Source organism: Paramixta manurensis, assembly GCF_013285385.1.
GTDB lineage: Bacteria > Pseudomonadota > Gammaproteobacteria > Enterobacterales > Enterobacteriaceae > Paramixta > Paramixta manurensis.
In genome coordinates this window covers 1,942,666-1,960,336 of the sequence record NZ_CP054212.1, presented here as the reverse complement: position 1 = coordinate 1,960,336, position 17,671 = coordinate 1,942,666, and the positions used below count along the sequence as shown (strand labels likewise).

Below are 17,671 nucleotides of genomic sequence, written 5' to 3'. Positions count from 1 at the left end.
GGAGTAAAAAGTGAGAAGCGAAGTTATGGAGAGCGGAACTGAATTCCCGGAAAATACGCGCACGCTATCGCTAAACGAATTGGCTTATTTACGCTTTAAACAGGCCCTCATTACCTTGGTTTATAAGCCCGGAGACTATTTAAATACCGCGCAGGTCATGGCCGATCTGGAGATGGGCCGCACGCCAATTAATCAGGCGATTCATCGTTTGGCAGCCGAAGGATTGCTTCAGGTGATTCCGCGCAAAGGGGTGATGGTTTCCCCATTATCGATTGATGATGCGTTGGAACTGATCGAGGTTCGCCTGGCGAATGAGGCACTGTGTATTCGTCTCGCCGTGCAACGCATCAGTGAAGAAGATATTCGCTATTTGCGTCAGTTGAATCTGCAAATTGATCGGGCGCGTCAGCAGCGTGACCGTATCAATATGATGTTATTGGATCGGCAATTTCATCACCATTTAGCCACCGTCGCCGCCAATCGTCGTTTAATTGATATTCTCAGTGTGATTCACGCCCAGGCGCAGCGCTTTTGGGCGACAACCTTATCGAATGAAGTGCATATGCATGAGGTTATTGATGAGCATAACGCGATAATTGAGGCGTTAGCGGCGGGCGATGCAACTGCGGCTGATAGCGCAACGCGCGCGCATATTATGTCGTTTAAACAAGCGTTGGTGGCACGCTAACGGCGTTTCTCTCGCCGTCTGGCGCGGAGCGGTGGCCGGAACGCCGTTGACCTTAACGGGGGGTTGGTTTCTAGCGGTTGCTGAAATCTGAAAAATCAACGGCGTTTCTCTCGCCTGAAGGGCGAGCGAGTCAAGGGCCATAAGCGTGGCCCTTAACAATCCGCGCTACCGGCAGGCGCTTCGCCCGCGGCGCGGGTACCTTCGCCTTCACCATTTTCCGACGGACCGGGCGCGACGCGTTCCCGACGCGGCGCTTGCTCTCGGCGACGTCGTGTCGCCTCGTCCTGGAAACCGGTTCAGTCTCAGCGGCGCTAATGCCTCGGGAAGGTCAACACCCACACCGCTGCACCAGGTTAAGGTGAGCACCCTATTACCCGCAGCCAAAAGGTCAGCCTGGCTGAAGGTTCTTTTCAGCCAGCATCCCACCAAAAAGCCGTACCCACCTCACACTTCCCGCGCCGCTTGCAGGAAAAAAATAAAATCTCGTCTAAAGTTTTTAGCATGGTCAATAACTTACAGACCATGCTTGGTCTGGACAAGGAGAAGAACCCATGATGAAAACCGTCGCTAACCGTCAATGGAAAGGTGCTCTGCTACTACCTTTATTTATCAGCGCCGCTTTAGCGGGCGCAAATGCCTGGGCGCAAGCCGACCAAAGTCAGCATATGTTGAGCAACGCGCCACAACCGCCAGACATTGTGCTAGGCCCGCTCTACTATGCGGTTCAGGCCGCGAAATTTTATCCTGACCAAAAAACCTTTGCCGATGCGGTACCTAAATATGATCCCGCTTCGATCCTCGCAGACTGGCGGATGCAGAAGAATCAACGGAATTTCGACCTTAAGCATTTTGTTGCCGGTAACTTTATTCTGCCCGGCGCCGGCGAAAAATATGTCCCGCCTGCCGGTCAAAGTCTGCGCGAACATATCAATGGCCTGTGGCCGGTGCTGACTCGTACCACCGATAAAGCCAGCCCGCATGATTCACTGCTGCCGTTACCGAAACCGTATGTGGTTCCCGGCGGTCGTTTCCGCGAGGTTTATTACTGGGATAGTTATTTCACCATGCTAGGGTTGGCGGAGAGCGGCCATTGGGATCGCGTACAGGATATGGTGGATAACTTCGCGTACGAACTGGATAAATATGGCCACATTCCAAATGGTAACCGTAGCTATTACCTCAGCCGCTCGCAGCCGCCGTTCTTTAGCTTGATGGTTGATTTGTTGGCGCAGCATGATGGAGAGAGCGTCTACAGCAAGTATTTGCCGCAGTTGCAAAAGGAGTACAACTATTGGATGGCCGATGCCGACAAGGTGAAAGCTGGCGACGCCGATAAGCGTGTGGTTAAGCTGAAAGATGGCACGCTGCTGAACCGCTATTGGGATGCACGCGATGTTCCGCGTACCGAATCTTACATGGACGATATTGCGACCGCGCAGAAAGCGCCAAACCGTAATAAAGCTGAGCTATATCGTGATTTACGCTCCGGCGCTGCGTCTGGCTGGGACTTTAGCTCACGCTGGTTTGAGAAAGCTAACGACCTTTCGACCATTCATACCACGCAAATTGTACCGGTTGACCTCAATGCGTTGTTGTTCCACCTCGAACAGACGCTTTCTCATGCCAGTAAAGTCGCCGGACAAGCGGATGCCAGCCAACGGTTTGCCGCCCTGGCGGAAAAACGTCAGGCGGCAATTAATCGCTATTTATGGAATGCGCAGGCGGGCTGGTATGCCGATTATGACTGGAAAACAGCGCGCATAAGGCCTCAATTGACCGCCGCAGCCTTGTTCCCGCTCTATCTACAGGTTGCCACGCCTGACCAGGCCGATAAAACCAGCGCCGCGGTTGAAAAACAGTTGGTTAAAGAAGGCGGTTTAGTCACCACCAATGTGAATAACGGCCAGCAATGGGATGCGCCAAACGGCTGGGCACCGTTGCAATGGGTCGCGGTTGAAGGTCTGAACCACTACGGCAAGCAAACGCTGGCTAAAGAGATTGGGCTGCGTTTCCTCAACAACGTACAAACCACTTATGACCGGGAACATAAACTGGTGGAAAAATACGTGGTTGAAGGGAAAGGTTTAGGCGGCGGGGGCGGCGGTGAATATCCATTGCAGGACGGTTTTGGCTGGACAAATGGCGTGACGCTGAAACTGATGGATATGTACTGTCCGAAAGACGTTACCTGTAATAATGTTGGCGATTTAAAACCATCCGCTCCGTGATTTTTCATTAGCTTAGAGGGGCGGGTTGAGCCTCGCCCCTCTGTGGACCTCCTGCTCTTCCGGCAGAATGTTACCCCTCCACCACAACTTTCTCTTCTCTATCTTGCGCATCTCGCCTGCATACCCCTGCTGTTTACAAGAGAATATATTAATAAAATCAATGCTTGAATCGGTAAACGAGAAAGATAATAATTATCATTAGAGTTATAGATAGACGAGTAATAAGTATTTATCTTTCGGTTCGCGCCGTCAAAAACCTCTGCGTTTCCGGCTTTTATCACACAGGTCAGATTAGGAATAAACCATGAGAATGGCTTTTACAGTAAAGCGTTCTGCTCTACTTTGCTCATTTGCGCTGGCGATGCCCGCGCTTTCTTTCGCTGAAGGGACACTGGTTGTTAGCGCACAACCAACTGAAACGGCGGATTCTCCCACTTCAGGCTATACGGCAAAAACCAGTAAAGGCGCGACCAAAACCGACGAGCCGTTAATCACTACCGGTCAGTCGGTTTCAGTGGTCACGCGCCAGCAAATGGAAGATCAAGGCGCGCTTAACGTTAACCAGGCGCTAAACTATACCCCCGGCGTATTTACCAATTTCGCCGGGGGCGCCAACCGTTATGAAACCATTGCACTGCGTGGCTTCCATGGCGGCGATGTCGATAATACCTTCCTTGATGGCCTGCGGTTGATGAGCGATGGCGGCAGTTATAACGCGCTACAAATCGATCCCTGGTTCCTGGAGCGACTGGATGTGGTTAAAGGCCCCTCTTCCGCGCTCTATGGTCAGACCGTTCCCGGCGGGCTGGTAATGATGACCTCTAAACGTCCACAATTTAGCGAAGAGGGGCATTTCCGTCTGATGGGCGGAACCAATAACACCACCGGTAGCGCGTTCGATTATACCAATGCGATTAATGATCAATGGGCATTTCGTCTAACCGGCGTGACGCGTGATAGCGATACACAATATGACCATACACGCGAAGAGCGTTATGCCATCTCTCCATCATTACTGTGGCAACCGGATGAAGACACTTCGCTTGAGTTAAAAGCCTATCTGCAAAAAGATCCCTCTGGCGGCTATCATAGTGCGGTACCCGGCGAAGGCAGTATCATCCGCCATAACGGCTATAAGTTAAGCAATGGGTTTTACGATGGCGAAAGCTCGCTCGACCAGTTTAAACGTCGCGAGCAGATCTATAGTTACCAGTTCTCTCACCGTTTTAATGACACTTGGGCGTTTCGCTCTAATGCCAGTTATACCCACTCCAATGTCAATCAGGATCAGGTGTATCAAATTGGTTGGATCGGTAATAGTAACTCACTCAGTCGCTATTATTCCGGGGAACGCTCTTCGTTGGATGCGGTGGCGATAGATAACCAGTTGGAGGCAGATTTCGCCACCGGCAGGCTGGAGCATAAAGTGGTGCTCGGCGGTGAATATCATCAGTATCGCAATAAATTGTGGGATGCCAGCGCGTTTGCCGACCCGCTGAACGCGGTAACCGGCATCGGCGGCAATCATCTCTGGACCGATGCGGGCCTGAGCATTCCGGGTATCAGTGCGCATCAATCAACGCGCCGTTATTACCAGACCGGCGCTTATCTGCAAGATGAGATGACACTGGATAAATGGCACCTTGATCTGTCCGGGCGCTACGATCGGATTGTGTCGCAAAACACCAATGATACCGACCATACCCATTACCGCCGTTCCGACGATCATGTGAGCGGACGCGCCGCGTTGCTGTATGCTTTCGACAGTGGTATCTCGCCTTATGTCAGCTACAGCCAGGCGATTACCCCGGCTGCGCTCTCCGGCCCTGACGGTAACTTGCTGAAACCCACCACCGCCGAACAATATGAAGCCGGGGTTAAATATCAACCGCCTGGCACTAATAATATGTACTCCGCGGCGGTTTACGATCTGACGCAAAAAAATGTCGCTAACCGCGATATTATCACTGCCACCTATGTCCCCGCCGGTAAGGTGCACTCTCAGGGCGTTGAACTGGAGGCGCATACTCAGTTGACGCCTCGTTTGAGCACCCTTGCGGGCTATACCTGGAACCGGGTGCGCTTTAAAGATGCGGTGGATGGCAATAGTGGTAATACGCCGTATGTAACGCCAAGTTCGATTGCTACCGCGTGGGCGCGTTATCAGTTTGATTACGGTATCAGCGTCGGCACTGGCGTTCGCTACATTGGTAAGCAGTGGGCTGATAACGAAAATACCCGCCGTCTGCCCTCCACCACCCTGTTTGACGCTTCAGTACGCGCCGATTTAGGTGCCTGGAACAGTAAACTAAAAGGGGCATTTGTGCAGGTGAATGCGAATAACCTTACTGACCGTCAGTATGTCGCCGCCTGCTACGGCACCGGCTACTGTTACTGGGGCGCGGAACGTTCGATTGTTGCCACGATTGGCTACGATTTCTAAACGTAAAAAGGGAGGCATTAGCCTCCCTTTTGGATTCAGTTAGCGTAACGTTAACTTCTGACTTTACGGTAAATCCACAGCACCACAATCGCACCAATTACCGCGACCACGAAGCTACCGAAGTTAAAACCATCGACTTTACCAAAGCCAAAGAAGGTACTGATCCAACCGCCGACGACCGCACCGATAATCCCCAGAACCACGGTGATGATAAACCCGCCGCCGTCCCTACCGGGCATAATCCATTTTGCGATAATACCGGCGATCAGCCCAAAAATAATCCATGAAAGGATTCCCATATCCTGCTCCTTATTTTTTACTAATTAACACGCCAACGACTAACCCAAGCGCGGCGCCAAGCCCGACCCCTGCCCATGGGTTATTCTTTAAATAAGTGCAAGAGCACCCTGCTGCCTGTTGTAACTCATCACGAATATCGCCGCCGATATCACGTGAACGTGTCTGGACAGTGTCCAGACCTTTACGAACGTCTCGTTTTGAAAACATTCCGCGTCTCCTGTCGATTCCTACTCGTGTTGTGCTCAACTTGCTGAGGGTAAGTATAGGCGAAGTTTCTAACCGTGTGATTTACGACGTTCTTTTCGAGCGTATTTTAAGCAGATCAACCTTTTCAGGCTAAAGTCTGCCGCACAATGGCCGATAACAAAGCGATAACCGTGTCTCTACATCATGGCTGAATAATCCAACTGGAGCAGGAAGTGAAAGAGGTCGATAAAGAACAGTACCTTAAGCGTGGTACATTAGCCGTATTAGGTGTGTTGCGCGATATTTTACGTGACCAAACGCCGGTCATGGTTTCACATACCCGCGGCCAGTTTATTAGCCGCCTGTTGTTTGTCGATCGTGAACAATTGATGATTGACTACGGCAGCAATACCTATGATAACCAGGTTGCGCTGGACGCAGAGAATTTGCATATCAGCGCGGAAACACAGGGCGCGAAAGTAGAATTCGCCCTACCCACTCTGCACGCAGATACCTACGAAGGGCTACCGGCTTTCAGCGCGCCGCTGCCGGACGTGCTATGGCAAATTCAGCGCCGCGAGTTTTTCCGTGTTCACGCGCCGCTCGACCCGGTATTTTATTGCCATACGCAATGGCCTGACGGCACGCCGGCCCGTTTTCGTTTACAAGATTTATCCCTCGGCGGTATCGGCGTACTGGTTGATGGCCAGTTGCCGGAAAACCTTCGCCTGGGAGAAACCCTGAAGCAGTTACGTGTCGAACTGGGGGAATATGGACATTTCGAGGTGGATGCCCAGTTATTACAAATTGGTCAACGCACGACGGTAAGCAGTAAAAATGAAACCCTGAGCATACCGCGCCTGAGTTTCCGCTTTACCCGCCTGGCGCCCGGCCAGGAACGCCAACTACAGCAGGTGATTTTTGCACTGGAACGCCTCGCGCGCGACAAAGCAAACCGCTTTCAGTAACCTTCATGCGCTGACCGGCCACGCTGACGCTTCGACGCTTAAATTGTGCGATAAGCGGTGGTGACCTTCCACAAATAGCGTGGCGCCTGCGCGGCCGGATGTTTCTCCTGCACATGATGGTAAAACTCATCCGGCGACATGGCATTAATCATCGCAATAGCGCGATCGCGATTCGATGAGAAAGTGCGCAGTAATGCGCCAGCGCCATTTGCATAGGAGACGATAGTGGCATAACGCATCGTTTCAGGGTTGTGGATACCGGCCAGCGCCTGTTGTTGTAATAAGCGAATATAGGCAGTGCCAATATCAATATTCCGCGCCGGGTCGCGCAATTCGGCGCTGGAAGGCTGACCTCTGAGCCCCTGCGCGCGGTACACTTCTCGCCCTGCCGTTGAGGCTTTAATCTGCATTAAACCCACCGCATTAGAACGGCTCACTACCGTAGGATTACCGCCAGACTCAACGCTAATAATGGCGTTAATTAATCGCTCATCAACGCCATAGTGGCTGGCGGCATTTTCAGTAAATAACGACCATGCCTGGGAAACTTTTTGCGGCGGCGCCTTGGTTAACGGCGTCTGTGGTTCAGGTGGTGTTTGCCTTGGAGGCTCACTGGCGCAGCCTGCCAGCAAAAGCGCAGATAGAATAAGCGAACGGATTTTCACGCTGTGTTGTTCCCCGGAGCTTGTATAGTCCTCGCCAATGTTACCTGGCGACCCGCTTTTAACTATTACCGTTTATCTGAATTGCTTAGAAAACAGCGGGCAATGATGACTTAGCGCCCACTTTTCGTCATTATCGGGTTAATTGGACCGCAAAGAGGGAAAAAGGATTCCTGACGCGGCGCTTAAAAAGCCGACATTGCTCAAAAAATGGATGCCGTGTCACAGTTCTGTCTGCGACACCACGCGGGAAAGCCGTTTCACCACCTTACTGCGGATCTTCACGCACTTCGTCGGGATTGCACGCATTAACGGAGAAAATTTACGCTTATGTCTACTTCGCACCTTATCCGATTGATTGCGCCTTCTGGTTATTGCCACAACCAAATTGCCGCAGAACGTGCGGTCACACGTCTGCGTGAATGGGGTCATACGGTAGAAAATACCGAGGCGATAACGCGCCGCTTTCAGCGCTTTGCCGGTAACGACGCCGAGCGTTTACAGGATATTAATGGTCTGGCGCGGCTCGATCATTTGCCGGATATTATTTTGGCGATTCGTGGCGGTTACGGTGTCACGCGCCTATTGGATCAGGTTGATTTTGCGGGCTTACGGCAACGATTTTCTTCAAAGATGCCGATCATTTGCGGCCACAGTGACTTTACCGCTTTACAACTGGCGCTGCTGGCGAAGAGCGGCTTAGTCACCTTTAGCGGCCCAATGTTAAGCGGCAACTTCGGCGCTGAGACTTTATCTGATTTCACGCTGGAACACTTTTGGCGCGCCATTACATCGCCTACAGTAACCTTGCAATGGCAAAGCGCAACACCGGATGTTTCGCCGATACAAGGCACCGTATGGGGCGGTAACCTGGCGATGATTATGACGCTGGTTGGCACACCTTGGTTACCCACGCCGGATAACGGCATTTTGGTGATTGAAGATGTGAATGAGCACCCGTTCCGTACCGAACGCATGCTACTGCAGCTCCATCACAGTGGCATATTGGCCCGGCAACGCGCCATCGTCACTGGCAGTTTCACCGGGGCGAACTTAACTGATTACGACAATGGTTTCAATTTCGATACGGTATGGCAAACCGTACGGGACATCACCGGATTACCGGTGATTAGCGGGCTTGATTTCGGCCATGACCACGATACGGTCACCCTACCGCTTGGCGCCAAGGGCGAGGTACAGGTAAATCAGGGCATGGCGCAATTAACGCTCACCGGGCATCCAATTTTGCGCTAATTTTTTCAAGGCCGGGAGAGAACAATGAAAGCGTTATATGACGATTTGTGGATCTCCACGCCGGAATTTATTGAGGAAACGCCAGACCAACAACGCATGATGCATGGCTTTATGTTGCGTCATCCACGTGGCAATTTGGTGATTTCTCGCCTTGGGCACCCACAAGATTTGGAGGCATTGGCAGAGCTCGGCGGTGTGATGCGCCATTACCTCACGCATTGGCACGAAGCCTCTCCCATCGGGCTCACACTTCAGCAACGTTTTAATAGCGCACTCTATTGTCATACGCGTGCGCTCGGGCCGGTGAGCCGGGTACTGGAGCCGGACGCGACCTTTAACTTTGCCGAGCAACATTTTGGCGACTTTGATGTGTTGCCCTCGCCCGGACATACGCCGGGGAGTACCAGTTTTCTCTACCGTTCACCTTATGGGAAAACCTATCTGTTCGTCGGCGCGACGTTGACGCGAGCGCATGGCCGTTGGGCAACGGTGCGCAGTGAGGAGAGTAACCAGGCGGATTTAGCACAGACGCTGAGCCATTACCGTACCTTACGCCCGGACGTGGTGCTGATGAGTCACACGTGGGGTCATCTTTCCTGGCAAGAAGTTACGCTGGAGCAGTGGCTGGCGGCAATTGATGATGCGGAACAATTCACGCTTGATGAGCGAGAGTCAAGCCACGCTCATCGCCCTCAGACGCCGGCGTAACCGGCGCCTGAGAAGCGGAATTAATTACCAACCTGCGACATATCCTTGATATCCGACCGGTTAATTTGCTGCTCTTTACCAAAGGCATCTTTGTAGGTGATCATGCCGGTATCGTCATCCACTTTCGGTTTCCCTTCGGTGACAATGGTACGGCCATCATTGGTATGCATAATATGATCGTTAGCACAGCCGGTTAAAAACAGGCCAATGGCGAGGGTGGATACGGCAAAAATCGTCTTTTTCATGGTGCGCTCCTTGTTTCTGTTTCCTATAGGGTTTAGCACAAGATTACCGTTCAACGCCGGGTAATTTTAGGGATCCGTGCCGTTAGCAGCGACTTACGGAAAACTCCGAGCCTTTCACCACTAAGCGTATTACTCTGCCGCGACCTCTGCCGCCACCAGCATTAGCGCCATACCGGCCTCTTCTGTTTCATATTGGCGCATGACTGCTTTTATCGCGTCAATACAGGCTGTTACTCGTTGTTTTTGTTCGCCAGGCAGCTCTTCAATCGCGTGGCGAATGATCATCAGGCTCGCCTCTTCTTCTTTCATCCCGCTTTTTCCCCTATCCGGAAACTGATAATGCCGCTCAGGATAACGTTTCAGCCCGCGGTAAACCACCCTTAATCCTGCCGGATGTTACCCAATTTACGCCAACTGCCGACTTCGTTCCGGAAGTGCTATGATCACTAACATGGCGGCGGGGAAAGCGTGCCGTTGTGACAATGGAAAGACGCCCGCTGCGCGTCGGAATAAACGGAAAGAAGGCGTGATGATGTTGCGTGTACTGGTGGTAATCGGTGTTGTTCTGTTAGCAGCCTGCTCTTCCTCACCCAAAGGGGTGGTGTGTGCCGGGGAAGTCGCGACTATTTACGGCCAGCGGATGGGCGCCACCACCGGCACCATTTTTGATTTGGTTAACGCCTTTTCGGTCAGCAAAGATGACGTGACGGTTGAAAGCGGCCCACTGCGCTCAACGGATCGTTTTCACTACACTCCCGCCGCGGTCACGAAGGAGGGCTATCTGGCGCAGCGCCTGTCCGATAAACAATTTCGCCTTATTGATCCGCAGCAAAACACCATGATCACCTATACCTGTGAATAAATTTCTGGGGATTAGGGCCAAAATCACTTAGCATGCTTAGTATTCAGTCGCTGTGTTAACGCGAGATAGCACCATGGAAAGAGATGAGTTTGAACAGCAAAGCGATCTGTTCCCCTATCCGCGGGAAGTACACGCCGATGGCAGTATTAATTACGGCGGGATTGATCTCACCAAAGAGACCGAGCGCATCCATGAAATCCCTGAAGCGCAAGCCTCGGCTAACCTGCAACGTTTACTGGAAGAAGTGAATTTGCAGGAGGGGTTATTTATGACGCTCGGCTGCGATTACGGCGCGCTGGAAAATGGCATCGGCGGCTATATTGATTTTGCTTTTCGTCCCGGCGTGTCACCCCGCATTAAACAACAGACCGCCGCGCTGGATGATTTTTTCTATGCTTATCTGGCAAAACAGGAAATTCAACACGGCATCGCAGACGGTTCTATGGTGAATTACGCGCGTGGGGTGTTAACCTGGCGACATGCGCCATTAACCATCGGTGCGCAGCAGTATGACCGCGTCATCTTGCACTTTTATTGTCAGCAACAGGATGATTGCGAATGGTGCCTCGATCATATTCGACACTTCCTTGTGACCGCCTTTCCCGCACTACCACAAAGCGATGTCTGACATTAGAGACCACGAATAAGTGCGTGCTCAGTCAGGCTTGACCAAACGAATGGCATGTTCCAGAACCTTTTGCTCGTCCCGGTCACTATCGCTACGTTTCATTCGCGTCTGCTTTAACACCGTGGTTAACGTTGAACGCGAGGTATCCATGCCGCTCTCCGCTAATACAATCACCGCATCACCGATAACCCGGCACACTTCATCATAATACTCTTCGCTTAACACATCTCGTTTCATTGCATACCTCCTCTATAAACCTGGCACAGAGGAGCGAACCTGGGAAATGCGTACCGGTAAAAATTATTCCTGATGCTCAGTTATCGAGCGATTGAGAGCCACAAGCACATTTCGATAAGCATAATTAGGAGGCTAATTATAAGCTAGGTACTCATCATTCTTTTATTATCCCTTTCCTTTTTACCCTCCCGGCTTTTACCAAGCCGGGATTTTTTTATCTCGCGTTGCGCCATTCGCGTGCTAAAAGCGCGAAAAGGTACTCACTGCCGTAACGCCCTTTGAACCAGACATTTTCAATAAAATGCCCTTCTTGTCGAAAACCACTATGACGCAGCAGGCGGGCGGCAGCGCTATTCTCCGCATCTGTCACGGCGATAACTCGGTGTTTATTCAGCTCATCAAACAGGTACTTCAACACGCAGCTTATTGCTTCTGCCGCCAGCCCTTTTCCCTGCTGTTCCGGCGCCAGGTTGATACCCAACTCCACCTGGCGCTGGTCATCCTCACAAAAGTGCAGCGCAAGATCGCCAATCACGCATTCCGTGGCGTTACTGACAATCACTAACTGATACCAACTACCCGGTTGATTAACAGCCAATCCGGCTTGCTGCTCCAGCATGCGCTCCGCATCCTGTTGCTCAAAATCAGTCCATGATTGGTAACGCGCGACCTCAGGAAGAGAACGATACGCCTGAATGGATTTGAGCATCGCTATGCTGCGCTTGGCGCAGATAGATGCGGTCGGCGCTTAAAAGATGAAAGGGTGACGTCATTTAAAATCTCGCAATGCGTAAAAATGTTGTTCCTCTGTTTCTGCTGGCAAAAATTATAATGTTATTTATCAAATATCAATAAATTACGATATTGGCTTGATATCTTCGTCACAATAAAAATTTCTAACTTTTGGTAAGAATACCGCTGAAGTCATTAACATTAACTAAAGGGAATTTTTATGAAGTTAATCAATTTTTCTGAATGCAATCTTATTTCCGGCAGTGGTGCAGAATCTTACGGAATGGCTGTGAGCCTTGATATTGCAAATGCAATGGATAAAAAGTTTGACCAGTGCAACTTATCTGACCTGACAAAAGACATGGCCGCCTCGGCAATTACCGGGGCCGTTTAGAAAGGTTTTGATGAGGTGGTTAAGAATGCTGCTCAGCACTGTTTGCTTTAAAATGGGCTGGTTCAGAGAGCACTCCCTCCTATAGAATAACCCCACTAAACGCAAGGTTAGGTGGTTTATGGCTTTACATGGAAAGTTTGTAATTAATGATGCTGATTACTCACCGCTTAGTTTTCCTGGTATAGGTACATTTCTGGCTTTCTCCGGAGATGGTATTTATCGTAATCGCGGGGCGTGTGGCATGAAGCCGCGCGTGGGGCCGATTCCTGCTGGTAAATATTGGATTGTTGACCGTCCGGAAGGTGGGCTCAAATCTCAGATAATTAAAGGTGCTAAGGATGTATGGAACCACTATTACAAGGGCTCTACGTTCACACATAATGAATGGTTTGCATTATGGCGGGATGATTGGGGCATAGACGATTACACATGGATCGAAGGCATTAAACGCGGAAACTTCCGTTTACACCCCGGCACATTATCAGAGGGATGTATTACCTTACCGCATGATTCTGATTTCAATACTCTACGTAATGCCCTGCTAAGAACACAAAAAACAGATGTTCCCTGCATGAAAAAGTTAAAGGCATACGGCATGATTGAGGTGATCGCCAATGGCGAAACATGCCCTTAGTTTTTTAATCAAAATAGTGCTCTTTGCTGCAATTATGCTCATCGTTGCTAAGATAATTCCCTATGATGATTTGGTTGATTTTATTGCGGGACGATTCGATTTTCAAAGCGCAAACGAGCTTACCGCTTTAATATGGGGCGAACCTGATACAGAAGCCTGGGAATCGCTACATGGTTACGTTAGTATCTTAATCAACACTCTGATCAGTATTCCACTCCTAAGCATAATTATTACTGCTTACAACACGATTACACACAAAGTTAAGCCATCTGCTCTCCCGCAAGAATGGGCGTTCTCAACGTTGCGACGGTTTGCGAAAATTTTTGCGTTCACTCTCTTGTTTTGTGTTCTATTTCGCCTCCTACCCTATCAATCTATTTTTTCTGAGAGAAAAACATATTCAACCTTTTCTATGGTAGCTGTCGTTGCTTTTAATTTACTGATAACCGTTACTTGTTACTGGTTTATCACGAAGAAAATCACAATCAAAAGGAGCTTGTAAAATGCCAATTCCCGCTTATATGTGGCTCAAAGATGATGGTAGTGCCGATATTAAAGGTTCTGTAGACGTTCAGGATCGTGAAGGGAGTATTGAGATTGTTGGTTTTAGCCATGGGCTGAATATCCCCGTAGACAGTGCAAACGGTAAGATCACTGGCAAGCGTTCACACTCTCCTATGATGATTGAAAAAGAGTTTGATAGCTCCAGTCCATATCTCTACAAAGCGGTTGCGACAGGCCAGACGCTGAAGAGCGCAGAAATACGCTGGTATCGTATTAATTATGCAGGGCAAGAAGAGTGCTACTTTATTATGATCATTGAAGGAGTGAAGGTAACAGGCGTCAATCCTGGAATGCCAAACGCTAAAATGTCAGGTAATTCACAGATCAATCATATGGAATCGGTTTCTCTGTTGTACGAAAAGATCACTTGGCGTTATGTTGATGGAAATGTGCAATACACCGACGACTGGAACGTGAGAAGTTAGTCGATAATAGCCAGTGCGCCATTACGCGCGACCTCAGGAAGAGAACGATACGCCTGAATGGATTTGAGCATCGCTATGCTGCGCTTGGCGCAGATAGATGCGGTCGGCGCTTAAAAGATGAAAGAGTGACGTCATTTAAAATCTCACAATGCGTAAAAATGTTGTTTCTCTGTTTCTGCTGGCAAAAATTATAATGTTATTTATGAAATATCAATAAATTACGATATTAGCTTGATATCTTCGTCACAATAAAAATTTCTAACTTTTGATAAAAACACCGCTGAAGTCATTAACATTAACTAAAGGGAATTTTTATGAAGTTAATCAATTTTTCTGAACGCAATCTTATTTCCGGCAGTGGTGCAGAATATTACGGAATGGCTGTGAGCCTTGATATTGCAAATGCAATGGCTAAAAAGTTTGGCCAGTGCAACTTATCTGACCTGACAAAAGACATGGCCGCCTCGGCAATTACCGGCGGCCTTGTGGGTGCTTTTAGTGGTGGAACAGTCGTTCCGGTTATCGGGTCGATTCCAGGATGGTTAGCCGGAGCGGCCTCAGGAGCCGGTTTGGCTGCTTTTACCTACGGTGCATCATGTTGGTGGTAAGCAGGAAAGCCAAAAAAGCTGTTATTAGCGCGATAATTTTTACCGCCATTCTGTTGATGATAAATTACGCAATATTTGATGCGTTATTTTCCATTAAAGAAATTTTGAAAACGCTAATCACCGGCGTACTGTTTGGCTTGGTAAATTATAAATTTATCTTGCATTCAGACGATAAACCGTAGATTTCAGGCTATCAGTTTACAGATAGAAACCCGCTCGAAAGCGGGTTTCTTATAGCACTGGCGAAATCGGCGCAGTCAGAACAACCCGGATACGCGTTGCGCTAAAATATCAAGCGTTTCACGGAAAGCCCTATTACATATTAACTGCATTTCCGGATTAAAAAATGATACCCATCACCCCAGAACTTGACCTATGTATCCTGGGTACTTTCAACCAGGACTTTGATGTGATTACCGGGGCCAATACAATTGAAGAGGCCATTGAAGTTTACGTGAACGAATCCACAGACGAAGATCTGCAACTTTTAAAAAAAGACATAGAGATTTTCCTGACTCACGATGAAAACGAAATAAAAAAGGAGTTTTCAGAGCGATGGCCAAACGACATTTCACCAGAATTTGCTAAAGAGTTTCTGGCACTCTTTTATGCCAGTATAAATCGTAAAGAAACTCTGTGAAGCCATAAAAACAGCCCCGCAATAAGCCCGATAAAAAATGGGAGCCTGTTGACTCCCGTTATCATGCACTCAGTCTAACTGATTACATATGCGCGATAATCGCATCGCCAAACTCGCTTGAGTTCAGCAGGTTAACGCCAACCATTCGGCGATTTTATTCCTCATTACTAGCCGATCTTGATGTTGTAGTTGCCCCCTTTCGAAAAATGCAACTCGATTGCAGCATCGGGTGGCCATGCGACAGTTATTGCGCCGGGTGTTGATTCTGCAACGGCAGACACGACAGCATTCGTTCGAGATCGCTTCTTCGAAATTGTCGCTTTAAGATAGTCGTTATCTTCTCTTCTTCCGCCTACTTTGATGTCATAAATCCCACGCGCTTCGACAAGCCACGTAGGGATTTTTACCACCTGACCATCGGTAACCTTAATTTCGAATCGGGCAGAAGAAGGGCGGACAGCCGAATCAGCTTTAAAATTCAGGCCGCATACGTCCGGAGCATTGACGCAGTTAGTGAACACGCAGTTTATATAGCGGCTTTTTTGCAAATCATCATCAGTGAACGTAGTGTCAAAAAATGTGCAGGACTCAAATGTTGTATAGCCCGCATTTGTATATGACTCCCCGATTGACGCGTAGCCACGAATTACACAACTTTTAAAATTACTGTATGCTGTACCTGACTGTACTAATAATGAATCAGCCTGATCGGTGAACAACGTACACCCAATAATATCCGTCACCGATCCGGGGGCCGAAGAGAGTTTACCGATCGGCCCGATATTGAGCGTATTCATTAAAACAAAGTGATTACCCCGCCCCGAATTTACTATTGTCGCCTCTCGTTCCATGCGACTCGATGTAATACCGTGATGCCGCGAAGGTTTGGCAGATCCTACATAAAATAAACTGGATAGATTATCAGCAACCGAAAACATCCCGCCTGCGCGTTCGGATGTTCCGGAAGAGTAATCAGCAAAGTCACGCGTATTACCCAAAAAATGCTGACCAACACTGACGGTCATGCGCGCGTTATCACTATAAATCGCGCCGCGAGTCTGAGATGCGAAATTTGTATTCTCGCCTTTAATATCAAAAAAATGCCCACCGATGCCGTAATAGCAATTCAGATTCCACACGCCGCGACCTTGAGTATCGCGCGTCGAACAACCAATATCAGTCCCGATCGCCCGCTCAGAAATACCGTGACCTATGCCATGTCCATAGTAATTCATGCCGATGAAGTGAGCGTTATTCGGTGCGTGCTCCCCCTCTTGCCACATCGCCGCACTCATTGAAAGTTTAACGGAACAATGCAAGCCAATTAAATTAATAAACGCCCATTTTGAATCATTTGCTTGATCGTTATCTGCTAAATCTCCGGTATAAATGTTTTTTCCGTCGCGGCTCATACTGCGCACATAGCCACCCATAAATATGCATTTTTCTGAAAAATCACCAACAATTAACGGGGACTTTGAATAACCGGTAGGGTAACGATACTGAAAATCCACTTTCAAATTTGTGCTGAGAATATTTTTACATTCTCCGAGCACAAACGACAATACATCACCACCCGCGAACGCTATATCGTCAAATTGTGTATCTTCTGATTTTGTGATCCACACCTGCCCGTTTCTACTGTTCCCCTGATCCGTTCCCGGTGTTAAATCAGAATTATCGAGTGTAAATCCGCCAATGTACGAATTATAAATATTATCTGCAAATATATGATCACCCACCCCCGTTGATGCAGGATGTTTTATTATTGTTCCATGGGAACCCTGCCCTTTTAGCATGAATCCCGTGAATGATGATTTTCCGCCGCGATTTCTTGCCCATCGCGTGCTGGTGAAACGCCCCAGAGGCAGCATTGTTTTTTCGTCAGAGACCGAATGTGTTCCGTCAAGAATATTTCCGGTTATCCCCTGAGTTTCTTCATATAATGGGAATGGCGCGCCATGCTCAACACGACTTAATATATTTTGCTTTGTCTGACCAACAACCGGCGCAGCATGACTTGCTGCTACGCTGGCCGCTTTTGTACTTGATGCGGCGCCGGTCGCTGATTGTGCATGTACCTGCGCCGCTCCCGCAGCGGTGGCGCAATCGTCTTCTGGCAGTACGCCATTAACGTCAACGTTTTTTGAATGAATGATGTCTACCTTTAATCCCGACATTTAGAATTTCCTGCTAGCTGTAAAATACACACCAGTGAATGAGCGATATCCGATCGCTACAATCCAGATTTTTTATTCTGGTTTC

General features: G+C 49.1%; 22 protein-coding genes. 14 read left to right on the top strand and 8 right to left on the bottom strand.

Annotated elements, in window-relative coordinates; genetic code table 11:
* The first annotated feature begins 25 nt into the window (after positions 1–25).
* From PMPD1_RS09595 to PMPD1_RS09585, 3 genes are all read left to right on the top strand, one after another.
* Complete coding sequence (locus PMPD1_RS09595; RefSeq protein ID WP_173636173.1) at positions 26–688, top strand: GntR family transcriptional regulator; 663 nt, start codon at positions 26–28, stop codon at positions 686–688.
* Between the two features lie 551 nt (positions 689–1,239).
* Positions 1,240–2,916 carry an alpha,alpha-trehalase TreA gene (gene treA / locus PMPD1_RS09590; protein WP_173633823.1) on the top strand — a complete coding sequence of 559 codons (1,677 nt, stop codon included), beginning with the start codon at positions 1,240–1,242 and terminating at the stop codon, positions 2,914–2,916.
* A 304-nt stretch (positions 2,917–3,220) separates the two neighbouring features.
* Positions 3,221–5,359 carry a TonB-dependent siderophore receptor gene (locus PMPD1_RS09585; RefSeq protein ID WP_173633822.1) on the top strand — a complete coding sequence of 713 codons (2,139 nt, stop codon included), beginning with the start codon at positions 3,221–3,223 and terminating at the stop codon, positions 5,357–5,359.
* 50 nt (positions 5,360–5,409) lie between these two features.
* On the opposite strand, the gene PMPD1_RS09580 is transcribed toward PMPD1_RS09585, so the two are convergent.
* Together PMPD1_RS09580 and PMPD1_RS09575 are read right to left on the bottom strand one after the other, a co-directional pair.
* Positions 5,410–5,658, bottom strand: coding sequence for a GlsB/YeaQ/YmgE family stress response membrane protein (locus tag PMPD1_RS09580; RefSeq protein WP_173633821.1), 249 nt, complete (start codon positions 5,656–5,658; stop codon positions 5,410–5,412).
* A 10-nt stretch (positions 5,659–5,668) separates the two neighbouring features.
* On the bottom strand, positions 5,669–5,866 hold the full coding sequence (locus PMPD1_RS09575) for an ElaB/YgaM/YqjD family protein (protein WP_173633820.1): 198 nt from the start codon (positions 5,864–5,866) through the stop codon (positions 5,669–5,671).
* 212 nt (positions 5,867–6,078) lie between these two features.
* On the opposite strand from PMPD1_RS09575, the gene PMPD1_RS09570 reads away from it, so the two are divergent.
* Positions 6,079–6,813 (top strand): flagellar brake protein, encoded by a 735-nt coding sequence (locus PMPD1_RS09570; protein ID WP_173633819.1) that lies wholly within the window; start codon positions 6,079–6,081, stop codon positions 6,811–6,813.
* 38 nt (positions 6,814–6,851) lie between these two features.
* Here PMPD1_RS09570 and emtA read toward each other — a convergent pair whose 3' ends face one another.
* Entirely contained in the window at positions 6,852–7,478 is a 627-nt protein-coding gene (gene emtA / locus PMPD1_RS09565) for a membrane-bound lytic murein transglycosylase EmtA (protein WP_173633818.1), read from the bottom strand.
* Between the two features lie 327 nt (positions 7,479–7,805).
* Between emtA and ldcA the strand changes: the two genes are divergently transcribed.
* Both ldcA and PMPD1_RS09555 read left to right on the top strand, forming a co-directional pair.
* Entirely contained in the window at positions 7,806–8,729 is a 924-nt protein-coding gene (gene ldcA / locus PMPD1_RS09560) for a muramoyltetrapeptide carboxypeptidase (protein WP_173633817.1), read from the top strand.
* Positions 8,730–8,753: 24 nt separating this feature from the next.
* Entirely contained in the window at positions 8,754–9,437 is a 684-nt protein-coding gene (locus tag PMPD1_RS09555; RefSeq protein WP_173633816.1) for an MBL fold metallo-hydrolase, read from the top strand.
* Between the two features lie 20 nt (positions 9,438–9,457).
* Here the strand turns inward: PMPD1_RS09555 and PMPD1_RS09550 are convergent, their stop codons facing one another.
* Together PMPD1_RS09550 and PMPD1_RS09545 are read right to left on the bottom strand one after the other, a co-directional pair.
* Positions 9,458–9,682, bottom strand: a complete 225-nt coding sequence (locus PMPD1_RS09550; protein ID WP_173633815.1) for a YgdI/YgdR family lipoprotein — start codon at positions 9,680–9,682, stop codon at positions 9,458–9,460.
* Positions 9,683–9,811: 129 nt separating this feature from the next.
* Positions 9,812–9,991 carry a hypothetical protein gene (locus tag PMPD1_RS09545; RefSeq protein ID WP_173636172.1) on the bottom strand — a complete coding sequence of 60 codons (180 nt, stop codon included), beginning with the start codon at positions 9,989–9,991 and terminating at the stop codon, positions 9,812–9,814.
* Positions 9,992–10,214: 223 nt separating this feature from the next.
* Between PMPD1_RS09545 and PMPD1_RS09540 the strand changes: the two genes are divergently transcribed.
* Both PMPD1_RS09540 and PMPD1_RS09535 read left to right on the top strand, forming a co-directional pair.
* Positions 10,215–10,544 (top strand): hypothetical protein, encoded by a 330-nt coding sequence (locus tag PMPD1_RS09540; protein ID WP_173636171.1) that lies wholly within the window; start codon positions 10,215–10,217, stop codon positions 10,542–10,544.
* A 73-nt stretch (positions 10,545–10,617) separates the two neighbouring features.
* Positions 10,618–11,172 carry a hypothetical protein gene (locus PMPD1_RS09535; RefSeq protein WP_173633814.1) on the top strand — a complete coding sequence of 185 codons (555 nt, stop codon included), beginning with the start codon at positions 10,618–10,620 and terminating at the stop codon, positions 11,170–11,172.
* 27 nt (positions 11,173–11,199) lie between these two features.
* Here the strand turns inward: PMPD1_RS09535 and PMPD1_RS09530 are convergent, their stop codons facing one another.
* On the bottom strand, positions 11,200–11,409 hold the full coding sequence (locus tag PMPD1_RS09530; protein ID WP_173633813.1) for a DUF2767 family protein: 210 nt from the start codon (positions 11,407–11,409) through the stop codon (positions 11,200–11,202).
* Positions 11,410–11,623: 214 nt separating this feature from the next.
* The gene (locus PMPD1_RS09525; RefSeq protein WP_173633812.1) at positions 11,624–12,118 is read right to left on the bottom strand and encodes a GNAT family N-acetyltransferase; all 495 of its coding nucleotides are present in this window, start codon (positions 12,116–12,118) and stop codon (positions 11,624–11,626) included.
* Positions 12,119–12,361: 243 nt separating this feature from the next.
* Here PMPD1_RS09525 and PMPD1_RS09520 point away from each other — a divergent pair, with 243 nt between their 5' ends.
* The 6 genes from PMPD1_RS09520 to PMPD1_RS09495 all read left to right on the top strand — a co-directional run bounded on the left by PMPD1_RS09520 (position 12,362) and on the right by PMPD1_RS09495 (position 15,406).
* Complete coding sequence (locus PMPD1_RS09520; protein ID WP_173633811.1) at positions 12,362–12,535, top strand: hypothetical protein; 174 nt, start codon at positions 12,362–12,364, stop codon at positions 12,533–12,535.
* A 118-nt stretch (positions 12,536–12,653) separates the two neighbouring features.
* On the top strand, positions 12,654–13,169 hold the full coding sequence (locus PMPD1_RS09515) for a DUF2778 domain-containing protein (RefSeq protein WP_173633810.1): 516 nt from the start codon (positions 12,654–12,656) through the stop codon (positions 13,167–13,169).
* Positions 13,150–13,671 carry a hypothetical protein gene (locus tag PMPD1_RS09510; protein WP_173633809.1) on the top strand — a complete coding sequence of 174 codons (522 nt, stop codon included), beginning with the start codon at positions 13,150–13,152 and terminating at the stop codon, positions 13,669–13,671. Before PMPD1_RS09515 ends, PMPD1_RS09510 begins: the two co-directional genes overlap by 20 nt.
* Position 13,672: 1 nt before the next feature.
* Positions 13,673–14,158, top strand: coding sequence for an Hcp family type VI secretion system effector (locus PMPD1_RS09505; RefSeq protein ID WP_173633808.1), 486 nt, complete (start codon positions 13,673–13,675; stop codon positions 14,156–14,158).
* 314 nt (positions 14,159–14,472) lie between these two features.
* Positions 14,473–14,766 (top strand): hypothetical protein, encoded by a 294-nt coding sequence (locus PMPD1_RS09500; protein WP_173633807.1) that lies wholly within the window; start codon positions 14,473–14,475, stop codon positions 14,764–14,766.
* A gap of 346 nt (positions 14,767–15,112) precedes the next feature.
* On the top strand, positions 15,113–15,406 hold the full coding sequence (locus PMPD1_RS09495) for a contact-dependent growth inhibition system immunity protein (RefSeq protein ID WP_173633806.1): 294 nt from the start codon (positions 15,113–15,115) through the stop codon (positions 15,404–15,406).
* Between the two features lie 167 nt (positions 15,407–15,573).
* Here PMPD1_RS09495 and PMPD1_RS09490 read toward each other — a convergent pair whose 3' ends face one another.
* Entirely contained in the window at positions 15,574–17,586 is a 2,013-nt protein-coding gene (locus PMPD1_RS09490) for a hypothetical protein (protein WP_173633805.1), read from the bottom strand.
* Between the last annotated feature and the right edge of the window lie 85 nt (positions 17,587–17,671).

What these genes read in the sequence shown, in the direction of transcription:
- PMPD1_RS09595 (WP_173636173.1), top strand. Translation starts at nt 26, where the DNA reads ATGGAGAGCGGAACTGAATTCCCGGAAAATACGCGCACGCTATCGCTA.
- treA (WP_173633823.1), top strand. Translation starts at nt 1,240, where the DNA reads ATGATGAAAACCGTCGCTAACCGTCAATGGAAAGGTGCTCTGCTACTA.
- PMPD1_RS09585 (WP_173633822.1), top strand. Translation starts at nt 3,221, where the DNA reads ATGAGAATGGCTTTTACAGTAAAGCGTTCTGCTCTACTTTGCTCATTT.
- PMPD1_RS09580 (WP_173633821.1), bottom strand. Translation starts at nt 5,658, where the DNA reads ATGGGAATCCTTTCATGGATTATTTTTGGGCTGATCGCCGGTATTATC.
- PMPD1_RS09575 (WP_173633820.1), bottom strand. Translation starts at nt 5,866, where the DNA reads ATGTTTTCAAAACGAGACGTTCGTAAAGGTCTGGACACTGTCCAGACA.
- ldcA (WP_173633817.1), top strand. Translation starts at nt 7,806, where the DNA reads ATGTCTACTTCGCACCTTATCCGATTGATTGCGCCTTCTGGTTATTGC.
- PMPD1_RS09555 (WP_173633816.1), top strand. Translation starts at nt 8,754, where the DNA reads ATGAAAGCGTTATATGACGATTTGTGGATCTCCACGCCGGAATTTATT.
- PMPD1_RS09550 (WP_173633815.1), bottom strand. Translation starts at nt 9,682, where the DNA reads ATGAAAAAGACGATTTTTGCCGTATCCACCCTCGCCATTGGCCTGTTT.
- PMPD1_RS09545 (WP_173636172.1), bottom strand. Translation starts at nt 9,991, where the DNA reads ATGAAAGAAGAAGAGGCGAGCCTGATGATCATTCGCCACGCGATTGAA.
- PMPD1_RS09540 (WP_173636171.1), top strand. Translation starts at nt 10,215, where the DNA reads ATGTTGCGTGTACTGGTGGTAATCGGTGTTGTTCTGTTAGCAGCCTGC.
- PMPD1_RS09535 (WP_173633814.1), top strand. Translation starts at nt 10,618, where the DNA reads ATGGAAAGAGATGAGTTTGAACAGCAAAGCGATCTGTTCCCCTATCCG.
- PMPD1_RS09530 (WP_173633813.1), bottom strand. Translation starts at nt 11,409, where the DNA reads ATGAAACGAGATGTGTTAAGCGAAGAGTATTATGATGAAGTGTGCCGG.
- PMPD1_RS09525 (WP_173633812.1), bottom strand. Translation starts at nt 12,118, where the DNA reads ATGCTCAAATCCATTCAGGCGTATCGTTCTCTTCCTGAGGTCGCGCGT.
- PMPD1_RS09520 (WP_173633811.1), top strand. Translation starts at nt 12,362, where the DNA reads ATGAAGTTAATCAATTTTTCTGAATGCAATCTTATTTCCGGCAGTGGT.
- PMPD1_RS09515 (WP_173633810.1), top strand. Translation starts at nt 12,654, where the DNA reads ATGGCTTTACATGGAAAGTTTGTAATTAATGATGCTGATTACTCACCG.
- PMPD1_RS09510 (WP_173633809.1), top strand. Translation starts at nt 13,150, where the DNA reads ATGGCGAAACATGCCCTTAGTTTTTTAATCAAAATAGTGCTCTTTGCT.
- PMPD1_RS09505 (WP_173633808.1), top strand. Translation starts at nt 13,673, where the DNA reads ATGCCAATTCCCGCTTATATGTGGCTCAAAGATGATGGTAGTGCCGAT.
- PMPD1_RS09500 (WP_173633807.1), top strand. Translation starts at nt 14,473, where the DNA reads ATGAAGTTAATCAATTTTTCTGAACGCAATCTTATTTCCGGCAGTGGT.
- PMPD1_RS09495 (WP_173633806.1), top strand. Translation starts at nt 15,113, where the DNA reads ATGATACCCATCACCCCAGAACTTGACCTATGTATCCTGGGTACTTTC.
- PMPD1_RS09490 (WP_173633805.1), bottom strand. Translation starts at nt 17,586, where the DNA reads ATGTCGGGATTAAAGGTAGACATCATTCATTCAAAAAACGTTGACGTT.